Source organism: Streptomyces sp. WM6386 (genome assembly GCF_000972385.1).
Classification (GTDB): domain Bacteria; phylum Actinomycetota; class Actinomycetes; order Streptomycetales; family Streptomycetaceae; genus Streptomyces.
In genome coordinates, this window is sequence record NZ_JXTE01000008.1 from 84,806 (window position 1) to 99,689 (window position 14,884).

The 14,884-nt window shown below is 69.4% G+C and carries 13 protein-coding genes and 1 tRNA gene; 4 read left to right on the forward strand and 10 right to left on the reverse strand.

Features of this window, described 5'->3' with window-relative positions:
* Window positions 1-29 precede the first annotated feature (29 nt).
* Complete coding sequence (locus TN53_RS07190; RefSeq protein ID WP_199924529.1) at window positions 30-812, forward strand: hypothetical protein; 783 nt, start codon at window positions 30-32, stop codon at window positions 810-812.
* A 1-nt stretch (window position 813) separates the two neighbouring features.
* Here the strand turns inward: TN53_RS07190 and TN53_RS07195 are convergent, their stop codons facing one another.
* Window positions 814-1,095 (reverse strand): hypothetical protein, encoded by a 282-nt coding sequence (locus TN53_RS07195; protein ID WP_046257544.1) that lies wholly within the window; start codon window positions 1,093-1,095, stop codon window positions 814-816.
* Window positions 1,096-1,229: 134 nt separating this feature from the next.
* On the opposite strand from TN53_RS07195, the gene TN53_RS07200 reads away from it, so the two are divergent.
* Window positions 1,230-1,460, forward strand: coding sequence for a DUF4287 domain-containing protein (locus TN53_RS07200; protein WP_046257545.1), 231 nt, complete (start codon window positions 1,230-1,232; stop codon window positions 1,458-1,460).
* Window positions 1,461-1,536: 76 nt separating this feature from the next.
* Here TN53_RS07200 and TN53_RS07205 read toward each other — a convergent pair whose 3' ends face one another.
* From TN53_RS07205 to TN53_RS07215, 3 genes are all read right to left on the reverse strand, one after another.
* Window positions 1,537-2,463, reverse strand: coding sequence for a Bax inhibitor-1/YccA family membrane protein (locus TN53_RS07205; protein WP_046257546.1), 927 nt, complete (start codon window positions 2,461-2,463; stop codon window positions 1,537-1,539).
* A gap of 193 nt (window positions 2,464-2,656) precedes the next feature.
* On the reverse strand, window positions 2,657-3,832 hold the full coding sequence (locus TN53_RS07210) for a 4-hydroxybenzoate 3-monooxygenase (protein WP_046257547.1): 1,176 nt from the start codon (window positions 3,830-3,832) through the stop codon (window positions 2,657-2,659).
* Window positions 3,833-4,074: 242 nt separating this feature from the next.
* Window positions 4,075-4,157: transfer RNA gene (locus TN53_RS07215), tRNA-Leu, on the reverse strand.
* Window positions 4,158-4,549: 392 nt separating this feature from the next.
* Between TN53_RS07215 and TN53_RS07220 the strand changes: the two genes are divergently transcribed.
* Both TN53_RS07220 and TN53_RS07225 read left to right on the forward strand, forming a co-directional pair.
* Entirely contained in the window at window positions 4,550-5,374 is an 825-nt protein-coding gene (locus tag TN53_RS07220; RefSeq protein WP_046257548.1) for an ABC transporter ATP-binding protein, read from the forward strand.
* Window positions 5,374-7,902: an ABC transporter permease gene (locus TN53_RS07225; RefSeq protein WP_046257549.1), complete on the forward strand. Its 2,529-nt coding sequence runs from the start codon at window positions 5,374-5,376 to the stop codon at window positions 7,900-7,902. Before TN53_RS07220 ends, TN53_RS07225 begins: the two co-directional genes overlap by 1 nt.
* Window positions 7,903-7,955: 53 nt before the next feature.
* On the opposite strand, the gene TN53_RS07230 is transcribed toward TN53_RS07225, so the two are convergent.
* From TN53_RS07230 to eno, 6 genes are all read right to left on the reverse strand, one after another.
* Complete coding sequence (locus TN53_RS07230; RefSeq protein ID WP_046257616.1) at window positions 7,956-9,245, reverse strand: SAM-dependent methyltransferase; 1,290 nt, start codon at window positions 9,243-9,245, stop codon at window positions 7,956-7,958.
* 220 nt (window positions 9,246-9,465) lie between these two features.
* Window positions 9,466-10,848, reverse strand: a complete 1,383-nt coding sequence (locus TN53_RS07235; RefSeq protein ID WP_046257550.1) for an NAD(P)/FAD-dependent oxidoreductase — start codon at window positions 10,846-10,848, stop codon at window positions 9,466-9,468.
* A 420-nt stretch (window positions 10,849-11,268) separates the two neighbouring features.
* On the reverse strand, window positions 11,269-12,210 hold the full coding sequence (locus TN53_RS07240) for a Ppx/GppA phosphatase family protein (RefSeq protein ID WP_046257551.1): 942 nt from the start codon (window positions 12,208-12,210) through the stop codon (window positions 11,269-11,271).
* On the reverse strand, window positions 12,210-12,809 hold the full coding sequence (locus tag TN53_RS07245) for a DUF501 domain-containing protein (protein WP_046257552.1): 600 nt from the start codon (window positions 12,807-12,809) through the stop codon (window positions 12,210-12,212). Before TN53_RS07245 ends, TN53_RS07240 begins: the two co-directional genes overlap by 1 nt.
* 45 nt (window positions 12,810-12,854) lie before the next feature.
* Window positions 12,855-13,331 carry an FtsB family cell division protein gene (locus TN53_RS07250; protein ID WP_046257553.1) on the reverse strand — a complete coding sequence of 159 codons (477 nt, stop codon included), beginning with the start codon at window positions 13,329-13,331 and terminating at the stop codon, window positions 12,855-12,857.
* A gap of 101 nt (window positions 13,332-13,432) precedes the next feature.
* The gene (eno, locus tag TN53_RS07255) at window positions 13,433-14,713 is read right to left on the reverse strand and encodes a phosphopyruvate hydratase (RefSeq protein ID WP_095046362.1); all 1,281 of its coding nucleotides are present in this window, start codon (window positions 14,711-14,713) and stop codon (window positions 13,433-13,435) included.
* Window positions 14,714-14,884 lie beyond the last annotated feature (171 nt).

The following is a 14,884-nucleotide window of genomic DNA, read 5'->3' on the forward strand; positions in this document are numbered from 1 at the left end:
TTTGAACCGGGAGTACGTCAGTGAGCGCCATGCCGATCGCCTTGCTGGTCACCACGGCCGCCACGGGCGCCGTGGCCGTCGCCGTCCTGCGCACCCTCATGCAGCTGCGCCGCCAGGTCGCGGCCCTGCACACCGAGCTTGCCAGGACGAACGCGACCGCCGCGCGCGGTCTCGTGCCGGCCGCCCGCCACTCCGCCGACGCCGCTGAGATACGGGCCGCCGTGGCCGAGGCCCTCGCCGAGGAGCGGGAGCGGGAGCTCGCCGAGGCGCGGGCGTTCTGGGCCGCCCAGGAGGCCCGTGACGCCTCCGACGCGCCGACCCTGCTCGGCCTGCCCGACAGTGAGCTGTTCCTGCCCCGCCAGGCCGATTTCGCGGGCCTGGAGCCGCTGGAGCCGGTCTCCGAGCAGACGTCCGACATCGACGAGTTCGCCGGGGACTCCCCGGAGCTGGCCGCGGCCCGCCGCCGCCACCCCTCCCACCCGGACTTCGTCCCGGTGCAGTCGCCGGTGGTGAACGACCATGAGCGCACGGTGGCCACCCTCGAGGAACTGGCCTCCGGTCGCGTGGAACTGGCCGACGTCCGCCCGGGCCCGCTGGGCACCCTCGACGTCTATGTCTTCGCCGACGGCACCACGCTCTGCATGACCCCGGGTCACCGGGAGACGGCGGAGCGCCTCTCGGCGGCCCTGACGGCGGGCGAGACCCCGATACTGCTGGGCGGTTCGGGAGTGTCGGGCGCGTACACCCTGACCTTCGCGTGCGGCGAGGAGAACGTCTACATCCTGGCCGACAGGGTCATAGCGAGCCTCTAGCTCAGACCCCGGCGCGCTTCTGCGCCTCCTCGACCAACTGCACAGCCTCATCGACCTGGCCCTCGTCCGTAAGTACGAGGGCCAAGTCATGCACAGCGACGGTGATTTGGTCCGCGGCCGCGAACATCCCCGCATCCGGCATCTCCCGAGGCTCTCCCGAGGGATCCTCGAGAAGCTGCGCCTGACGTGCCAACTCCCTGGCCAACCGCAGAGCCTCAGTGGCAGCGCCCCGCTGCAACCGGCTCTGGGGGGCTGCCCTCAACCGGTCGGCGAAGTGATCCACGGCTTGCGTCAAACGCGCTGTATCGGCCACGGCGACACCGTACGCGCCGCACCGGGACTGTTGCCAACGGGCGAACGCTCAGGCACGGTGACCTGAAGGACCGGCTTACATCCCCTTTGCGTCCGGAGGCGCCGATGTCCCACGTCCTCTCCGAGGAGACCCACCGCAATCTGCTCGCCCGCATCCCCCATTGCACCGGTCGTGAAGTGTCCGACTGGCTCCGCACCGTCGAAGAAGGCCCCTCTCTCTTCCGCTTCGAGGAAAAGGTCAGCTGGCTCCGCCACGAACACAACCTCGCCTACGGCCACGCGAAGGCTCTCATCCACGAGTACGACCTGAGGAGGGCCGCGCGCAACCTCCTCTAGGCGCGCGCACGCACCTCACCCAGACGACGAAGGGGCCCCGGGAGAACCCGGGGCCCCTTCGCGCACGCGGAGTGCGTCAGTCGCTGCTGTTGAGGATCGCGATCAGCCTGAGGAACTCGAGGTAGATCCAGACCAGCGTCATCGTCAGACCGAACGCCGCCAGCCAGGCCTCCTCGCGCGGGGCACCGTAGGCGATGCCGTCCTCGACCTGCTTGAAGTCGAGGGCCAGGAAGCACGCACCGAGCAGGACGCCGATGATGCCGAAGACGATGCCGAGGCCACCGCTGCGGAAGCCGAGGCCGTCACCGCCGCCGAAGGCGGCGAACAGCAGGTTCACCATCATCAGCAGGACGAAGCCGAGCGCGGCCGCCATCACGAAACCGTAGAACCGGCGGTTGACGCGGATCCAGCCCGCCTTGTACGCCACCAGGACCGCGGCGAAGACCGCGAGTGTGCCGATCACGGCCTGCATGGCCGCACCGCTGGCGATGCGGTTGTCGACGACGCTGGAGACGACGCCGAGGAAGACACCCTCGAACGCCGCGTACGAGACGATCAGCGCGGGCGAGGCCTTGCGCTTGAAGGACTGGACGAGCGCCAGGACCATGCCGATCAGGGCGGCGCCGATGGCGATGCCGTACGACCGGCCGATGTTGGCGTCGTCGACCGGCAGGGCCGCCCAGGCGACCGCGGCCGTGACGACCAGGATGCCGAGGGTGGTGCCGGTGCGAAGGACGACGTCGTCCATCGTCATCCGGCCGGTGGTGGCCGGGGCCTGCGGCGGTGCGCCGTGCTGCAGGTCCTGCTGGGCGTAGGGATTCTGCGCGTACGGGTTCTGCGCGTGGGGGTCCGCCTGCGGCTGGGCATACGGGTTGCCCTGCGCGTAGGGGTTGCCCTGCGTGCCTACGGCGGCGCCCCCGGCCTGCGGCTGGGCATTGAAGCCCGCGTAGCCGTTGTCGCGGCTGAACCCCCGTCGCGAGAAGACCGGGTTGCTGCTCCTCATTTCACTCCTCCATGGCCACTGTTGCGGGCCTTGGCTCAAGAGTAATAGGTAGGCAAAGGATTGACCCTAATGCTTGGGGAGGATCTTTCCCTTGTTGTGCTGGCCAACACGCTACGCGGCCCGCTGATTCCCGGCCACGGAGGGGCGGGTTCATGACCAAGCCGGTACATCGCCGCGACCGGGCGGAGATCACTCACCCGAACGGGAACCCCGTGTACCCCTCGGCCAGATCGGTCTCGGCGGCCTCGGACGAGGCGATCCGCTCCAGCCGCGCCACCTGGAGCCGGTCCTCGAAGGGGGTGGCGTCGGGGGCCCGGTGCAGCAGCGTCGTCATGTCGTACGAGAACCGCTCGGCCTGCCAGACGCGGCCCAGACAGGTCTCGGAGTAGGCGTCGAGGAGCTCGGTGGACCCCGTCTCCTTCTCATGCGTCAGCGCCCGCGCGAAGGTGACGACGTCCCCTACGGCGAGATTCAGCCCCTTCGCCCCGGTCGGCGGCACGATGTGGGCGGCGTCCCCGGCGAGGAAGAGCCGGCCGTGCCGCATGGGCTCATGGACGTAGGACCGCATGGGCGTGACGGACTTCTGGGTGATGGGGCCCCTCTGGAGCCGCCAGTCGTCGTCGGTCTCGAAGCGCCGCTCCAGATCGTCCCAGATCTCCTCGTCGCCCCAGCCCTCCGCGTCGGCCCCCTCGGGCACCTGGAGGTAGAGCCGGGAGACAGACTGCGAGCGCATGGACAGCAGGGCGAAACCGCGGTCGTGGCGGGCGTAGACCAGTTCGTCGTGGGAGGGCGGGACGTCGGCGAGGATGCCGAGCCAGCCGAAGGGGTACGTCCGCTCGAAGACCCGGGTCAGCTCTTCGGGGATCGCCTTGCGGGCGATCCCCCAGAATCCGTCGCACCCGACGACGTACTCGCACTCGAGTACGTCCTCGCGCCCCTCGTGCCGGAACCGGATGCCCGGCCTGTCGCCGTCGGCCCCCTCCACGGCCAGCGCCTCCGCCTCGAAGAGCAGCGGCCCGCCCTCCTTGAGCTGGAGGGCGATGAGGTCCTTGCACACCTCGGTCTGCGCGTAGACCATCACGGACCGCCCACCGGTGAGGACCGGGAAGTCCACCCGGTGCCGCTTCCTGTCGTACCGCAGCTCGATCCCGTCGTGCCGCAGCCCCTCCCTGTCCATCCGCTCCCCGGCCCCGGCCGCCCGCAGCACGTCCACGGTCCCCTGCTCCAGGATCCCGGCCCGCTGCCGCTGCTCGACGTAGGAGCGGTCGCGGCTTTCGAGGACGACCGAGTCGATGCCGGCGTGGTGGAGCAGCCGGGCGAGGAGGAGGCCGGCGGGGCCTGCTCCGATGATGCCGACGGTGGTGCGCATCGGTCGTTCCCTTCGGTGGGCGTCATTGCCGCTGTTCGTCGAGTTCGTATAGTGAAATTTCCTTCACCAAGTTGCTCTCGCGAGTCTGCGACGGGCGGCGCCCTGTGTCAACGGTCGGTGCGGGGGCAGAACGCCCGGGCGGGTTCGCGGGGGCCCGTACCGCCCTCGCCCTGTCGCGATGTGCTGAAGGAAGGACCCCACGGGAAGCGGTGTCTGCCTACGGGTCCTGAAAAGGTCGGAGGTGCCCGGAACCGGACTTGAACCGGTACGCCCGCGAGGGGCAGCGAGGTTTAAGCTCGCCGTGTCTGCATTCCACCATCCGGGCAGGCCATGGGCTCCGCGTCGAGGTTCGAGCCTATCGGGATACATCCTCCGAACAGCGGACGGGCGGACCGATGTTGTCTTATTTTATTGATGCCTGAGGGTGCATCAGCCCGTGGAACGGGCCATCCGCACTTGCCAATAGCCTTACGCGCGACGGTCGGCCGCGCATGCGGAATGACGGAATTTCACCGCCCGAACAAGGGGGCTCCACCTGTTCTCGACGCGGCCCGCGCTCACGGGCTCCCGTCATCCCCAGGTATGACACGGCCGGGCGCGGTCAGCCGGAAGTCGCCCCCCGGAACCGGAACAGCGGCTGACTACACGGCGGCGGGGTGCCGAGACGATGGTTCACGTCCCCCGAACATGTCGTCGTCCCGTCAGGAGCGCCCACCCGTGACCACCACTCCCATCGCCGGCCGAGCCACCACCGTGGCCGCTCGCGCCACGGATCTGTCGAAGATCTACGGACAGGGCGAGACCCAGGTGGTCGCCCTCGACCGGGTCTCCGTCGACTTCCGGCAGGCCGAGTTCACCGCGATCATGGGCCCGTCGGGGTCCGGCAAGTCCACGCTGATGCACTGCGTGGCCGGACTGGACACGTTCTCCTCCGGGTCCGTGCGCATCGGCGACATCGAACTGGGCTCCCTCAAGGACAAGCAGCTCACCAAGCTCCGCCGGGACAAGATCGGCTTCATCTTCCAGGCGTTCAACCTGCTGCCGACGCTGACCGCGCTGGAGAACATCACGCTCCCCATGGACATCGCGGGCCGTAAGGCGGACAAGCAGTGGCTGGACTCGGTGATCCAGATGGTGGGGCTGAAGGACCGCCTCTCCCACCGGCCCTCCCAGCTCTCCGGCGGCCAGCAGCAGCGCGTCGCCGTCGCCCGTGCCCTCGCCTCCAGGCCCGACATCATCTTCGGTGACGAGCCCACCGGAAACCTCGACTCGCGCTCCGGCGCCGAGGTGCTGGGTTTTCTCCGTAACTCCGTACGGGAGTTGGGGCAGACCGTGGTGATGGTGACCCATGACCCGGTCGCCGCCGCGTACGCGGACCGGGTCGTCTTCCTCGCCGACGGGCGGATCGTGGACGAGATGTACCGGCCGACCGCGGAGAGGGTCCTGGACTTCATGCGCCTCTTTCCTGGGGGCGCTGACACCAGCGGCTCCGCCGCGCGGCCCCAGACCCCCGAGTTCGACGCGAAGGGCCGTACCTCCTGATGTTCCGCACCGCCCTGCGCAACGTCCTCGCGCACAAGGCCCGGCTCCTCATGACGGTGCTCGCCGTGATGCTCGGCGTGGCCTTCGTGTCCGGGACGCTGGTCTTCACCAGCACCATCTCGAACGCCTACCAGAACAGCTCGGCCAAGGGCTTCGACCAGGTTGACGTGGCCGTGCAGCCCAACTACCAGGAGAGCAAGGGCGACAAGGTCGGCAAGACCCCCGAACTCACCCAGGCACTGCTCGACACCAGTGCGAAGACCGACGGGGCCGCCTCGGCCATCGGTGTCGTCAACGGCTTCACCGCCATCGCCGACAAGGACGGCAAGCTCATCGGCGGCGGCTTCCAGTCGCAGGGCGGGAACTACTGGGGCGACAAGGACCCGCGGTACCCGCTCAAGGAAGGTGCGGCACCGCACGGCGCGAACCAGGTCGCCATCGACTCCGAGACCGCCGAGCGCGCCGGCTACAAGGTCGGCGACACGGTCCGGATCTCCGTCGACGGGCCGGTCCTCGCGCCGAAGATCACCGGCATCTTCACCACCGACGACGGCAATGTCGCCGCCGGCGGCAGCCTCGCCCTGTTCGACACGGCGACCGCGCAGACGCTGTTCGGCAAGACGGGCACGTACGACCAGATCGACGTGAAGGCCGCCTCCGGCACCTCCCAGACCGCGCTGAAGGCCGCCCTCGACAAGGCCCTGCCGATGAACCTCGTGGAGACCACGACGGGGCGGCAACTCGCCGACGACCAGGCCGAGATGATCTCCGCGTCGATGGCCGGGCTGAAGCAGGGTCTGCTGGTCTTCGCGGGCATCGCGCTCTTCGTCGGCACGTTCATCATCGCCAACACCTTCACCATGCTGGTCGCCCAGCGCACCAAGGAACTCGCGCTGCTGCGGGCCGTCGGCGCCTCGCGCCGGCAGGTCACGCGGTCGGTGCTGATCGAGGCGTTCGTGGTCGGCACGGTCGCCGGGGTGACCGGTCTGGTCGCGGGCATCGGCATCGGCGCCGGGCTCCGGTCGCTGATGGGCACCCTGGGCGCCACCGTCCCCGACGGTCCGCTGATCATCTCCGGCGGCACGGTCGCCACCGCCCTGGCGGTCGGTGTCCTCATCACCATGCTGGCGGCGTGGCTGCCGGGCCGTCGGGCCGCGAAGATCCCGCCGGTGGCCGCGATGAGCAGCGTGCACGCGCAGGCCACCACCAAGTCGCTGGTGCTGCGCAACACCCTGGGCGCCCTCTTCAGCGGCGCCGGCGTCGCGGTCGTCCTGGCGGCCACCACGATGCAGGGCTCGGACGGTCAGGCCCCGATGGGCCTCGGCGCCGTCCTGCTGATCATCGGTGTGTTCATCCTGACCCCGCTGCTGTCCCGCCCGCTGATCGCGGCCGCCGCGCCGGTCCTGCGGATCTTCGGCACGGCGGGCAAGCTGGCCCGTCAGAACTCGGTCCGCAACCCCCGTCGTACCGCTGCCACCGCCTCCGCGCTGATGATCGGCCTGACCCTCATCACCGGTATGACGGTGATGGCGGGCAGTCTGCAGAAGTCGATCGACAAGATGGCGTCGTCGGCGATCCGCGCGGACTACGTCGTGTCGATGGCGAACGGCAACGAGCTCTCGCCGGACGTCGCGAAGGAGCTGACCCGGGTCGACGACGTCACCGAGATCAGCCCGATGCGCAACTCCCCCTCGCGCATCAGCGGCGAGACGGAGTACCTGACCGGCGTCAACGGAGCCTCGTTCGGCAAGCTCACCGATCTCAAGGTCGACGACGGTGCCTTCAGGGTGGGCGGCACGCAGGTCGTCGTGGACTCCGATCGTGCCAGGCAGCGTGGCTGGAAGGCCGGTTCGAGCTTCACGGTCGCCTACGAGGACGGCAGGAAGCAGAAGCTGACGGTCGCCGGGGTCTACGAGGGCAACGAGTTCTTCAGCGGCGTCCTCCTCGACAACGCCACGCTCACCCCGCATCTGTCGGACACCGCCGACATGATGGTCATGGTGAAGACGTCCGACGGCGCGACGAGCGCGACGAAGGACAAGCTGGAGAAGGCCCTCGGCACCAACCCGGCCATCAAGGTCCAGAGCAAGCAGGACCTGTCCGACGACATCGCGCAGATGTTCACGCTGATGCTGAACATGCTCTACGGCCTGCTCGCCATGGCGGTGATCGTCGCGATCCTCGGTGTCATCAACACCCTGGCCATGTCGGTCTTCGAGCGTTCCCAGGAGATCGGCATGCTCCGCGCGATCGGCCTGGACCGCAAGGGCATCAAGCGGATGGTCCGTCTGGAGTCCCTGGTGATCTCCCTGTTCGGCGGGGTGCTCGGGATCGGCCTGGGCGTCTTCTTCGGCTGGGCGGCCGGCGAGCTGCTGGGCGCCAGGATGGCGACGTACGAACTCGTCCTGCCCTGGGGACGGATGACCCTCTTCCTGCTCGGCGCGGCGGCGGTCGGCGTCCTGGCGGCCCTGTGGCCGGCCCGGCGCGCGTCCCGGCTGAACATGCTGACGGCCATCAAGTCGGAATAGCCGTAGGGCGTTCGGGGCCCGTCGCGTGCGAGCGGCGGGCCCCTTGCGTCTGTTCAGTTCCAGGTGCGCGCCCGCAGCGGCAGCCCCAACGCGCCGGATGCCGGTGGCCGGACGGCCAGGACCTGGTTGACGCCGATGCGGTTGCGTTCGAAGGCCAGGGCGCAGGCCGCCATGTAGAGGAGCCAGACCCTGGCCCGGCCGGGGCCCGCGATCCGCTGGGCCCGGGGCCAGTCGGCCTCCAGGTGCGCGACCCAGCGGCGCAGGGTGAGGCCGTAGTGCTCGCGGATGGACTCGACGTCGCGCACCTCCAGTCCGGCGCGCTCCAGTTGGGTGACGGTGGTGCCGAGGGGGGCGAGTTCGCCATCGGGGAAGACGTAGGCGTCGATGAACTCGTCGACGTGGTAGGTGGTTCCGTCGCGCTCCGGGCGGCGGGCGATCTGGTGGTTGAGGAGCCGTCCGCCGGGCTTCAGGAGGGAGTACAGGTCCCGGGCGTACTCCAAGTACCGTTCGGCGCCGACGTGTTCGGCCATGCCGATGGAGGCGATCGCGTCGTAGGGCCCGTCGGTGACGTCCCGGTAGTCCTGGACGCGGATCTCGACCCGGTCGGTGAGTCCCTCGTCGGCGACGCGCTTACGGGCGTAGGAGGCCTGTTCCTGGGAGAGGGTGACGCCGACGACGCTCACACCGTGCTCGCGTGCGGCGTGGACGGCCATCGATCCCCAGCCGCAGCCGACGTCGAGGAGCCGCTGACCGGGTGTCAGGCCGAGTTTGCGGCACACGAGTTCGAGCTTGTCGCGCTGGGCGGCTTCGAGCGTGCTGTGGGGGGACTCCCAGTAGGCGCACGAGTACACCATCGACGGGCCGAGGACGATCTCGTAGAAGTCGTTGCCGACGTCGTAGTGGTGGCTGACGGCGCGTCTGTCGGTGCGCTTGGTGTGGAGGTGGCCGCGGCGGCGGACCTCCTCGCGGGGCGGGGCGGGCGGCAGCGGAACTCCGCCGAGCTTCACGAGGCCGCGCACGGCGGACCGTACGTCGGGATCGCGCAGCGCCTCCGAGAGGCTCCTGGAGTCCTCGTCGCGCTCCCAGACGAGGCCCGAGATGAGGCCGAGGGCGGTGTAGAGGTCGCCGTCGATGCCCAGGTCGCCGGCGACCCAGGCGCGCGCGAGGCCGAGCTCGCCGGGCTTGAACAGCAGCCGCCGGACGGCCCGGCGGTTGCGCACGACCAGCACGGGGGCGCCCGGCGGGCCCGCCTGGGATCCGTCCCATGCGCGGATACGCACCGGAAGGGGGGCTCTCAGCAGTTGTTCCAAGAGGTTCTTCAGCCGCAGTGCGGCATCGGACATGGCGCACACCTCCGTGACGAGGATCCCGGTTTTGTCCACCTGCATAAACAACAGCAGGCCGGAAGGCAATCCCGGCGCGCACCCCTAGCCCGTCCGGCGTTTGAGGACGAGGCCGTCCAGGCCGACGGGGGGCCGGGGGCGCAGCCCCCGGGAACGCCGAAGGACCCCCTGCACCACGGATGGCAGGAGGCCCTTCGGTCGGATCAGCGACCGGTACCGGTCAAGAGGCCTTCGCCTCGGTCTTCTGCTCCGGCTTCGCGGCCGCCGGCACGGGCTTCGCGGCCTCGTAGAACTCCTCGCGCGGGTGCTCCATCGCGCCGAGGGAGACGACCTCGCGCTTGAGGAACATGCCGAGGGTCCAGTCGGCGAAGACGCGGACCTTGCGGTTCCAGGTCGGCATCGCCAGACCGTGGTAGCCGCGGTGCATGTACCAGGCCAGACGGCCCTTGACCTTGATCTTCACCTTGCCCATGACGATCATCGCGACGCCCTTGTGGAGGCCGAGACCGGCCACCGCACCCTTGTTGGAGTGCGCGTACTCCTTCTGCGGGAAGCCCCGCATGCCGGAGACCACGTTGTCGCCGAGGACCTTGGCCTGACGCAGCGCGTGCTGGGCGTTCGGCGGGCACCAGGCGTTCTCGACGCCGGCCTTGCGGGCGGCGACGTCCGGGACCTGGGCGTTGTCGCCGGCGGCCCAGATGTAGTCGGTGCCCTGGACCTGGAGGGTCGGGGCGGTGTCCACGTGGCCGCGGGGGCCGAGCGGGAGGCCGTAGCGCGACAGGACCGGGTTCGGCTTGACGCCGGCGGTCCACACGATGGTGTTGGAGTCGACCTCAAGGCCGTTCTTCAGCACGACGTGGCCGTCGACGCAGGAGTCCATCGAGGTGGAGAGGTAGATCTCCACACCGCGGCTCTCCAGGTGCTCCTTGCCGTACTGGCCGAGCTTGGGGCCGACCTCGGGCAGGATCTTGTCCGCGGCGTCGACCAGGATGAAGCGCATGTCCTCGCGGGACACGGTCTTGTAGTACTTGGCCGCGTCGCGGGCCAGGTCCTCGACCTCACCGATGGTCTCCGCACCCGCGAAGCCGCCGCCGACGAAGACGAAGGTGAGCGCCTTGCGGCGGATCTCCTCGTCGGTCGTGGAGTCGGCCTTGTCGAGCTGCTCAAGGACGTGGTTGCGCAGGCCGATGGCCTCCTCGACGCCCTTCATACCGATGCCCTGCTCGGCGAGGCCGGGGATCGGGAAGGTGCGGGAGACCGCGCCGAGCGCGATGACCAGGTAGTCGAAGGGCAGCTCGTACGCCTCGCCGACCAGCGGGGCGATCGTGGCGACCTTGCGGTCCTGATCGATGGTGGTGACCCGGCCGGTGAGCACCTCCGCCTTGGGCAGCACGCGTCGCAGCGGGACGACGACATGGCGAGGGGAGATGTTGCCGGCGGCGGTTTCGGGGAGGAAGGGCTGGTAGGTCATGTACGACCGGGGGTCGACGACCGTGACGGTCGCCTCGCCGTAGCGCATCTTCTTGAGAATGCGCCGAGCTGCGTACAGGCCTACGTACCCACCGCCTACTACGAGGATCCTGGGACGCTCCGTGGTGCTCATGCCATCGAGTATCCACCCGCCCCTTGAGGGTCGCTCGTGCGCCCCTTCACAAGCTCCGACGGGGTGTGTGTTATCCTCCGCGACTCGCGTGATCCAGGTCATGGCGCGGGTCGGGAACCGGCGTGTAGGGCGGGCCGTTGTCAATGCCGCGTGAGCTGCCTCTCCGGGCTTTCGGAGCCTTCGTGAGACCTTCGAAACGATCTAGCGCAACCCCCTCGCAGAGGGTCCGCGTCCCGCCGTTTTGAACGTGTTCACAGGGGCGTCGGGGCCCCGGAAGGGTCAACCGGGCCACATTCCTCGCCCAACAGGACCGATTTCCTTGTGAAGAACTTCACGAACTTTTCCGAGGGCACGCGACAGAGGGGCCCCGAAGGGCCCCTCGGACGCGCTCATACGTTGTTCTTCCTGCTCAGCAGAGGGCTACGTGATCGACCACGCGATGCCGTCGAGGATGTCGTGCTCACTCACGACGACCTCCTCGGCCTCGATCCGCTCCATGATCGAGAGCAGTACGAGAGCCCCCGCGGCGATGACGTCCACGCGTCCGGGATGCATGGAGGGCACTGCCGCGCGCTCGGCGTGCGTGGAGCGCAGCAGCCACTCGGTGATCTCGCGGACCCGCTCGCGGGAGATCCGGGAGTGATGGATGCGGACCGAGTCGTACTCGGGCAGCTCCTGTGCGATCGCCGACACGGTGGTGACGGACCCGGCGAGCCCCACCAGCGTGCGCGCCTCGCGCAGCGGCACGGACTCCTCGGCGAGGTCGAGGGCGGCCTCGATGTCGGCACGCACGGCGGCGATGTGCTCCGCGGTGGGCGGGTCGATCACCTGGCCGTCCTGGACAAGGTGCCGCTCGGTCATCCGCACGCAGCCGACGTCCACGGAACGGGCGGCCCGCACATGGTCGTCCCCGACCACGAACTCCGTCGAGCCGCCGCCGATGTCCACGACGAGGTAGGGCCTGGCGAGGTCGTCCCGGCCCGTGAGCTCCTTCGTCGCGCCCGTGAAGGAGAACTCCGCCTCCTGGTCACCGGTGATGACCTCGGGCTCGACACCGAGGATGTCGAGGACACCCCGGACGAACTCGTCGCGGTTCTCGGCGTCCCGGGAGGCGGAGGTGGCCACGAAGCGCAGCCGCTCCGCCCCGTGCTCCTTGATGATCGCCGCGTACTCACGACAGGCGGCGAACGTCCGCTCCAGCGCCTCGGGAGCCAGCCGTCCGGTCCGGTCGACGCCCTGTCCGAGCCGCACGATCGTCATCCGGCGGTCCAGGTCGACGAGTTCACCCGTCTTCGGGTCACAGTCGGCGACGAGGAGCCGGATGGAGTTCGTACCGCAGTCGACGGCGGCGACACGGGTCATCACTCGCCTCCCTCGGCCGGCTCGACGGCCAAGTGGCCCGCGCCGTCCTCGGAGACGTCCCGCTGCCCCTCACCGGCCGGCGGCCCGCAGGGCGTCACGCAAGGGCCCTTGCGCCACCACTCCGGCAGCATCTCGATCGCCTCGTCGCCCAGCGGGTTCACACCGGGCCCCGCGGCCAGGGAGTGCCCCACCAGCACATGCAGACACTTCACCCGGTCCGGCATGCCACCCGCGCTGGGGAAGCCCTCCAGGACCTCGATGGCGTCACGGCGCGCGATGTAGTCCTCGTGCGCGGCGCGGTAGGCGGCGGCGAGCTCCGGGTCGCTCTGGAGCCGCTCCGTCATCTCCTTCATGACGCCGTTCGCCTCCAGCGTGCCGATCGCCGAGGCGGCGCGCGGGCACGTCAGGTAGTACGTCGTCGGGAAGGGCGTGCCGTCGGGGAGCCGGGGGGCCGTCTCCACCACGTCCGGCTGGCCGCACGGACAGCGGTGCGCGATGGCGCGCAGGCCGCGCGGCGGACGCCCGAGCTGCTGCTTGAAGGCCTCGACGTCGGCGTCGGTGGGCTCGGTGCGCTCAGTGGTCGGCGGGGGCGTTTCCATGCCGTACGAAAGTCTCTCTGCTGTCTGACTGCGGAAAAGGTCGGTTCACTGGTCGGAGGCGTCGGACTTGTCGACCCCGTCCCAGACGTTGGAGTACCAGGGGCGGTCGGCCGCCCCCATGTCGGCCCGCGACTGCCGCGCCGCGCCCGGGTCGACGACGATGAACCCCGTCTCCCCCGGCATCACATAGTGGAGCCGCTCGCGGATCCGCTGCTCGGCGTACGCGTCGTCCTGCCAGCGCGCCTTCTGGTCCCGCAGCTGCTCGACCCGCTGCCGGGCCTGTTCCTGCTGCCGCTGGAGGTCCGCGATCTCGGCGCGCTGGGAGACGTACTGCCTTATCGGATAGGCGAGCGCGACGATCAGCGAGCACAGGACCAGCGCGAGCAGTGCCGCCCGGCCGGTCAGCCGGGAGCGGCGGGCCTGCCGCTTGGTCTGGGAACGGTAGACCCGGGCCGCGGTCTGCTCGCCGAGCAACCGGATCCTGGTCGCGGTGGAGAACCGGTCCCGGTCCTTGACGGCCATGTCCCAGCCCCTCCTTCACACACGCGCGTACGTCCCCGCACACGGTACGGGACCGGTGCGGGGACGTACGTACGACTGGCTAAGGATTGGCCCTGCCGAGATCAGCCCTTGAAGCGGGGGAACGCCGAGCGGCCGGCGTACACCGCGGCGTCGTCGAGGATCTCCTCGATGCGCAGGAGCTGGTTGTACTTGGCGACGCGGTCCGAGCGGGCCGGGGCGCCGGTCTTGATCTGACCGCAGTTCACCGCGACGGCGAGGTCGGCGATGGTGACGTCCTCGGTCTCGCCGGAGCGGTGGGACATCATGCACTTGAAGCCGTTGCGCTGGGCCATCTCGACGGCGTCCAGGGTCTCGGTCAGCGAGCCGATCTGGTTCACCTTGACGAGCAGGGCGTTGGCGGAGCCCTCCTCGATGCCGCGGGCGAGGCGCTCGGGGTTGGTGACGAACAGGTCGTCGCCGACGATCTGGACCTTGTCGCCGATCTTCTCGGTGATGGTGTTCCAGCCGGCCCAGTCGTCCTCGTACAGCGGGTCCTCGATGGAGACGAGCGGGTACGCGGAGACGAGCTCCTCGTAGTACTCGGTCATCTCGGCGGCCGAGCGGGACTTGCCCTCGAACTCGTACTTGCCGTCCTTGTAGAACTCGGACGCGGCGACGTCGAGCGCGAGCGCGATCTGCTCGCCGGGGACGTAGCCGGCCTGCTTGATGGCCTCGATGATGAGGTCGAGGGCGGCGCGGTTGGACTCCAGGTTCGGGGCGAAGCCGCCCTCGTCGCCGAGGCCGGTGGACAGGCCCTTGGTCTTCAGCACCTTCTTGAGGGTGTGGTAGACCTCGGCGCCCCAGCGCAGCGCCTCGGAGAAGGACTCCGCGCCGATGGGGGCGATCATGAACTCCTGGATGTCCACGTTGGAGTCGGCGTGCGAGCCGCCGTTCAGGATGTTCATCATCGGAACGGGCAGCAGGTGCGCGTTCGGGCCGCCCAGGTAGCGGAAGAGCGGGAGGTCGCTGGCCTCGGAGGCGGCGTGGGCGACGGCGAGGGAGACGCCGAGGATGGCGTTGGCGCCGAGCGAGCCCTTGTTGTCGGTGGCGTCCAGGTCGAACATGGCCTGGTCGATCAGGCGCTGCTCGGTGGCGTCGTAGCCGACGAGCTCCGGGCCGATCTGCTCGATGACGGCGAGGACGGCCTTCTCGACACCCTTGCCCAGGTAACGGTTGGGGTCACCGTCGCGGAGCTCGATGGCCTCGAAGGCACCCGTGGAGGCACCGGAGGGAACGGCGGCACGACCCGTGCTGCCGTCGTCGAGGCCGACCTCGACCTCGACCGTGGGATTGCCTCGGGAGTCCAGGATTTCCCGGGCTACGACGACGTCGATGGACGGCACGAGCATCTCCTTCTTGGGATGTGACACGGTCCGCCGGGACCGCGGTGTGTTCTGCGAGACGAGCCTAACCGGCTCGGGGCGATCGGCCACCGCGTGGACCGCCCCGTGGACAGAACCGAGAGTAAATTGTTTCCGAACGGAACAAAGACGGTTTCGGAAACCTGGCAGAAC

What these genes read in the sequence shown, in the direction of transcription:
- TN53_RS07245 (WP_046257552.1), bottom strand. Translation starts at nt 12,809, where the DNA reads ATGGAAACGCCCCCGCCGACCACTGAGCGCACCGAGCCCACCGACGCC.
- TN53_RS07200 (WP_046257545.1), top strand. Translation starts at nt 1,230, where the DNA reads ATGTCCCACGTCCTCTCCGAGGAGACCCACCGCAATCTGCTCGCCCGC.
- TN53_RS07210 (WP_046257547.1), bottom strand. Translation starts at nt 3,832, where the DNA reads ATGCGCACCACCGTCGGCATCATCGGAGCAGGCCCCGCCGGCCTCCTC.
- TN53_RS07235 (WP_046257550.1), bottom strand. Translation starts at nt 10,848, where the DNA reads ATGAGCACCACGGAGCGTCCCAGGATCCTCGTAGTAGGCGGTGGGTAC.
- TN53_RS07230 (WP_046257616.1), bottom strand. Translation starts at nt 9,245, where the DNA reads ATGTCCGATGCCGCACTGCGGCTGAAGAACCTCTTGGAACAACTGCTG.
- TN53_RS07240 (WP_046257551.1), bottom strand. Translation starts at nt 12,210, where the DNA reads ATGACCCGTGTCGCCGCCGTCGACTGCGGTACGAACTCCATCCGGCTC.
- TN53_RS07190 (WP_199924529.1), top strand. Translation starts at nt 30, where the DNA reads ATGCCGATCGCCTTGCTGGTCACCACGGCCGCCACGGGCGCCGTGGCC.
- TN53_RS07250 (WP_046257553.1), bottom strand. Translation starts at nt 13,331, where the DNA reads ATGGCCGTCAAGGACCGGGACCGGTTCTCCACCGCGACCAGGATCCGG.
- TN53_RS07205 (WP_046257546.1), bottom strand. Translation starts at nt 2,463, where the DNA reads ATGAGGAGCAGCAACCCGGTCTTCTCGCGACGGGGGTTCAGCCGCGAC.
- TN53_RS07225 (WP_046257549.1), top strand. Translation starts at nt 5,374, where the DNA reads ATGTTCCGCACCGCCCTGCGCAACGTCCTCGCGCACAAGGCCCGGCTC.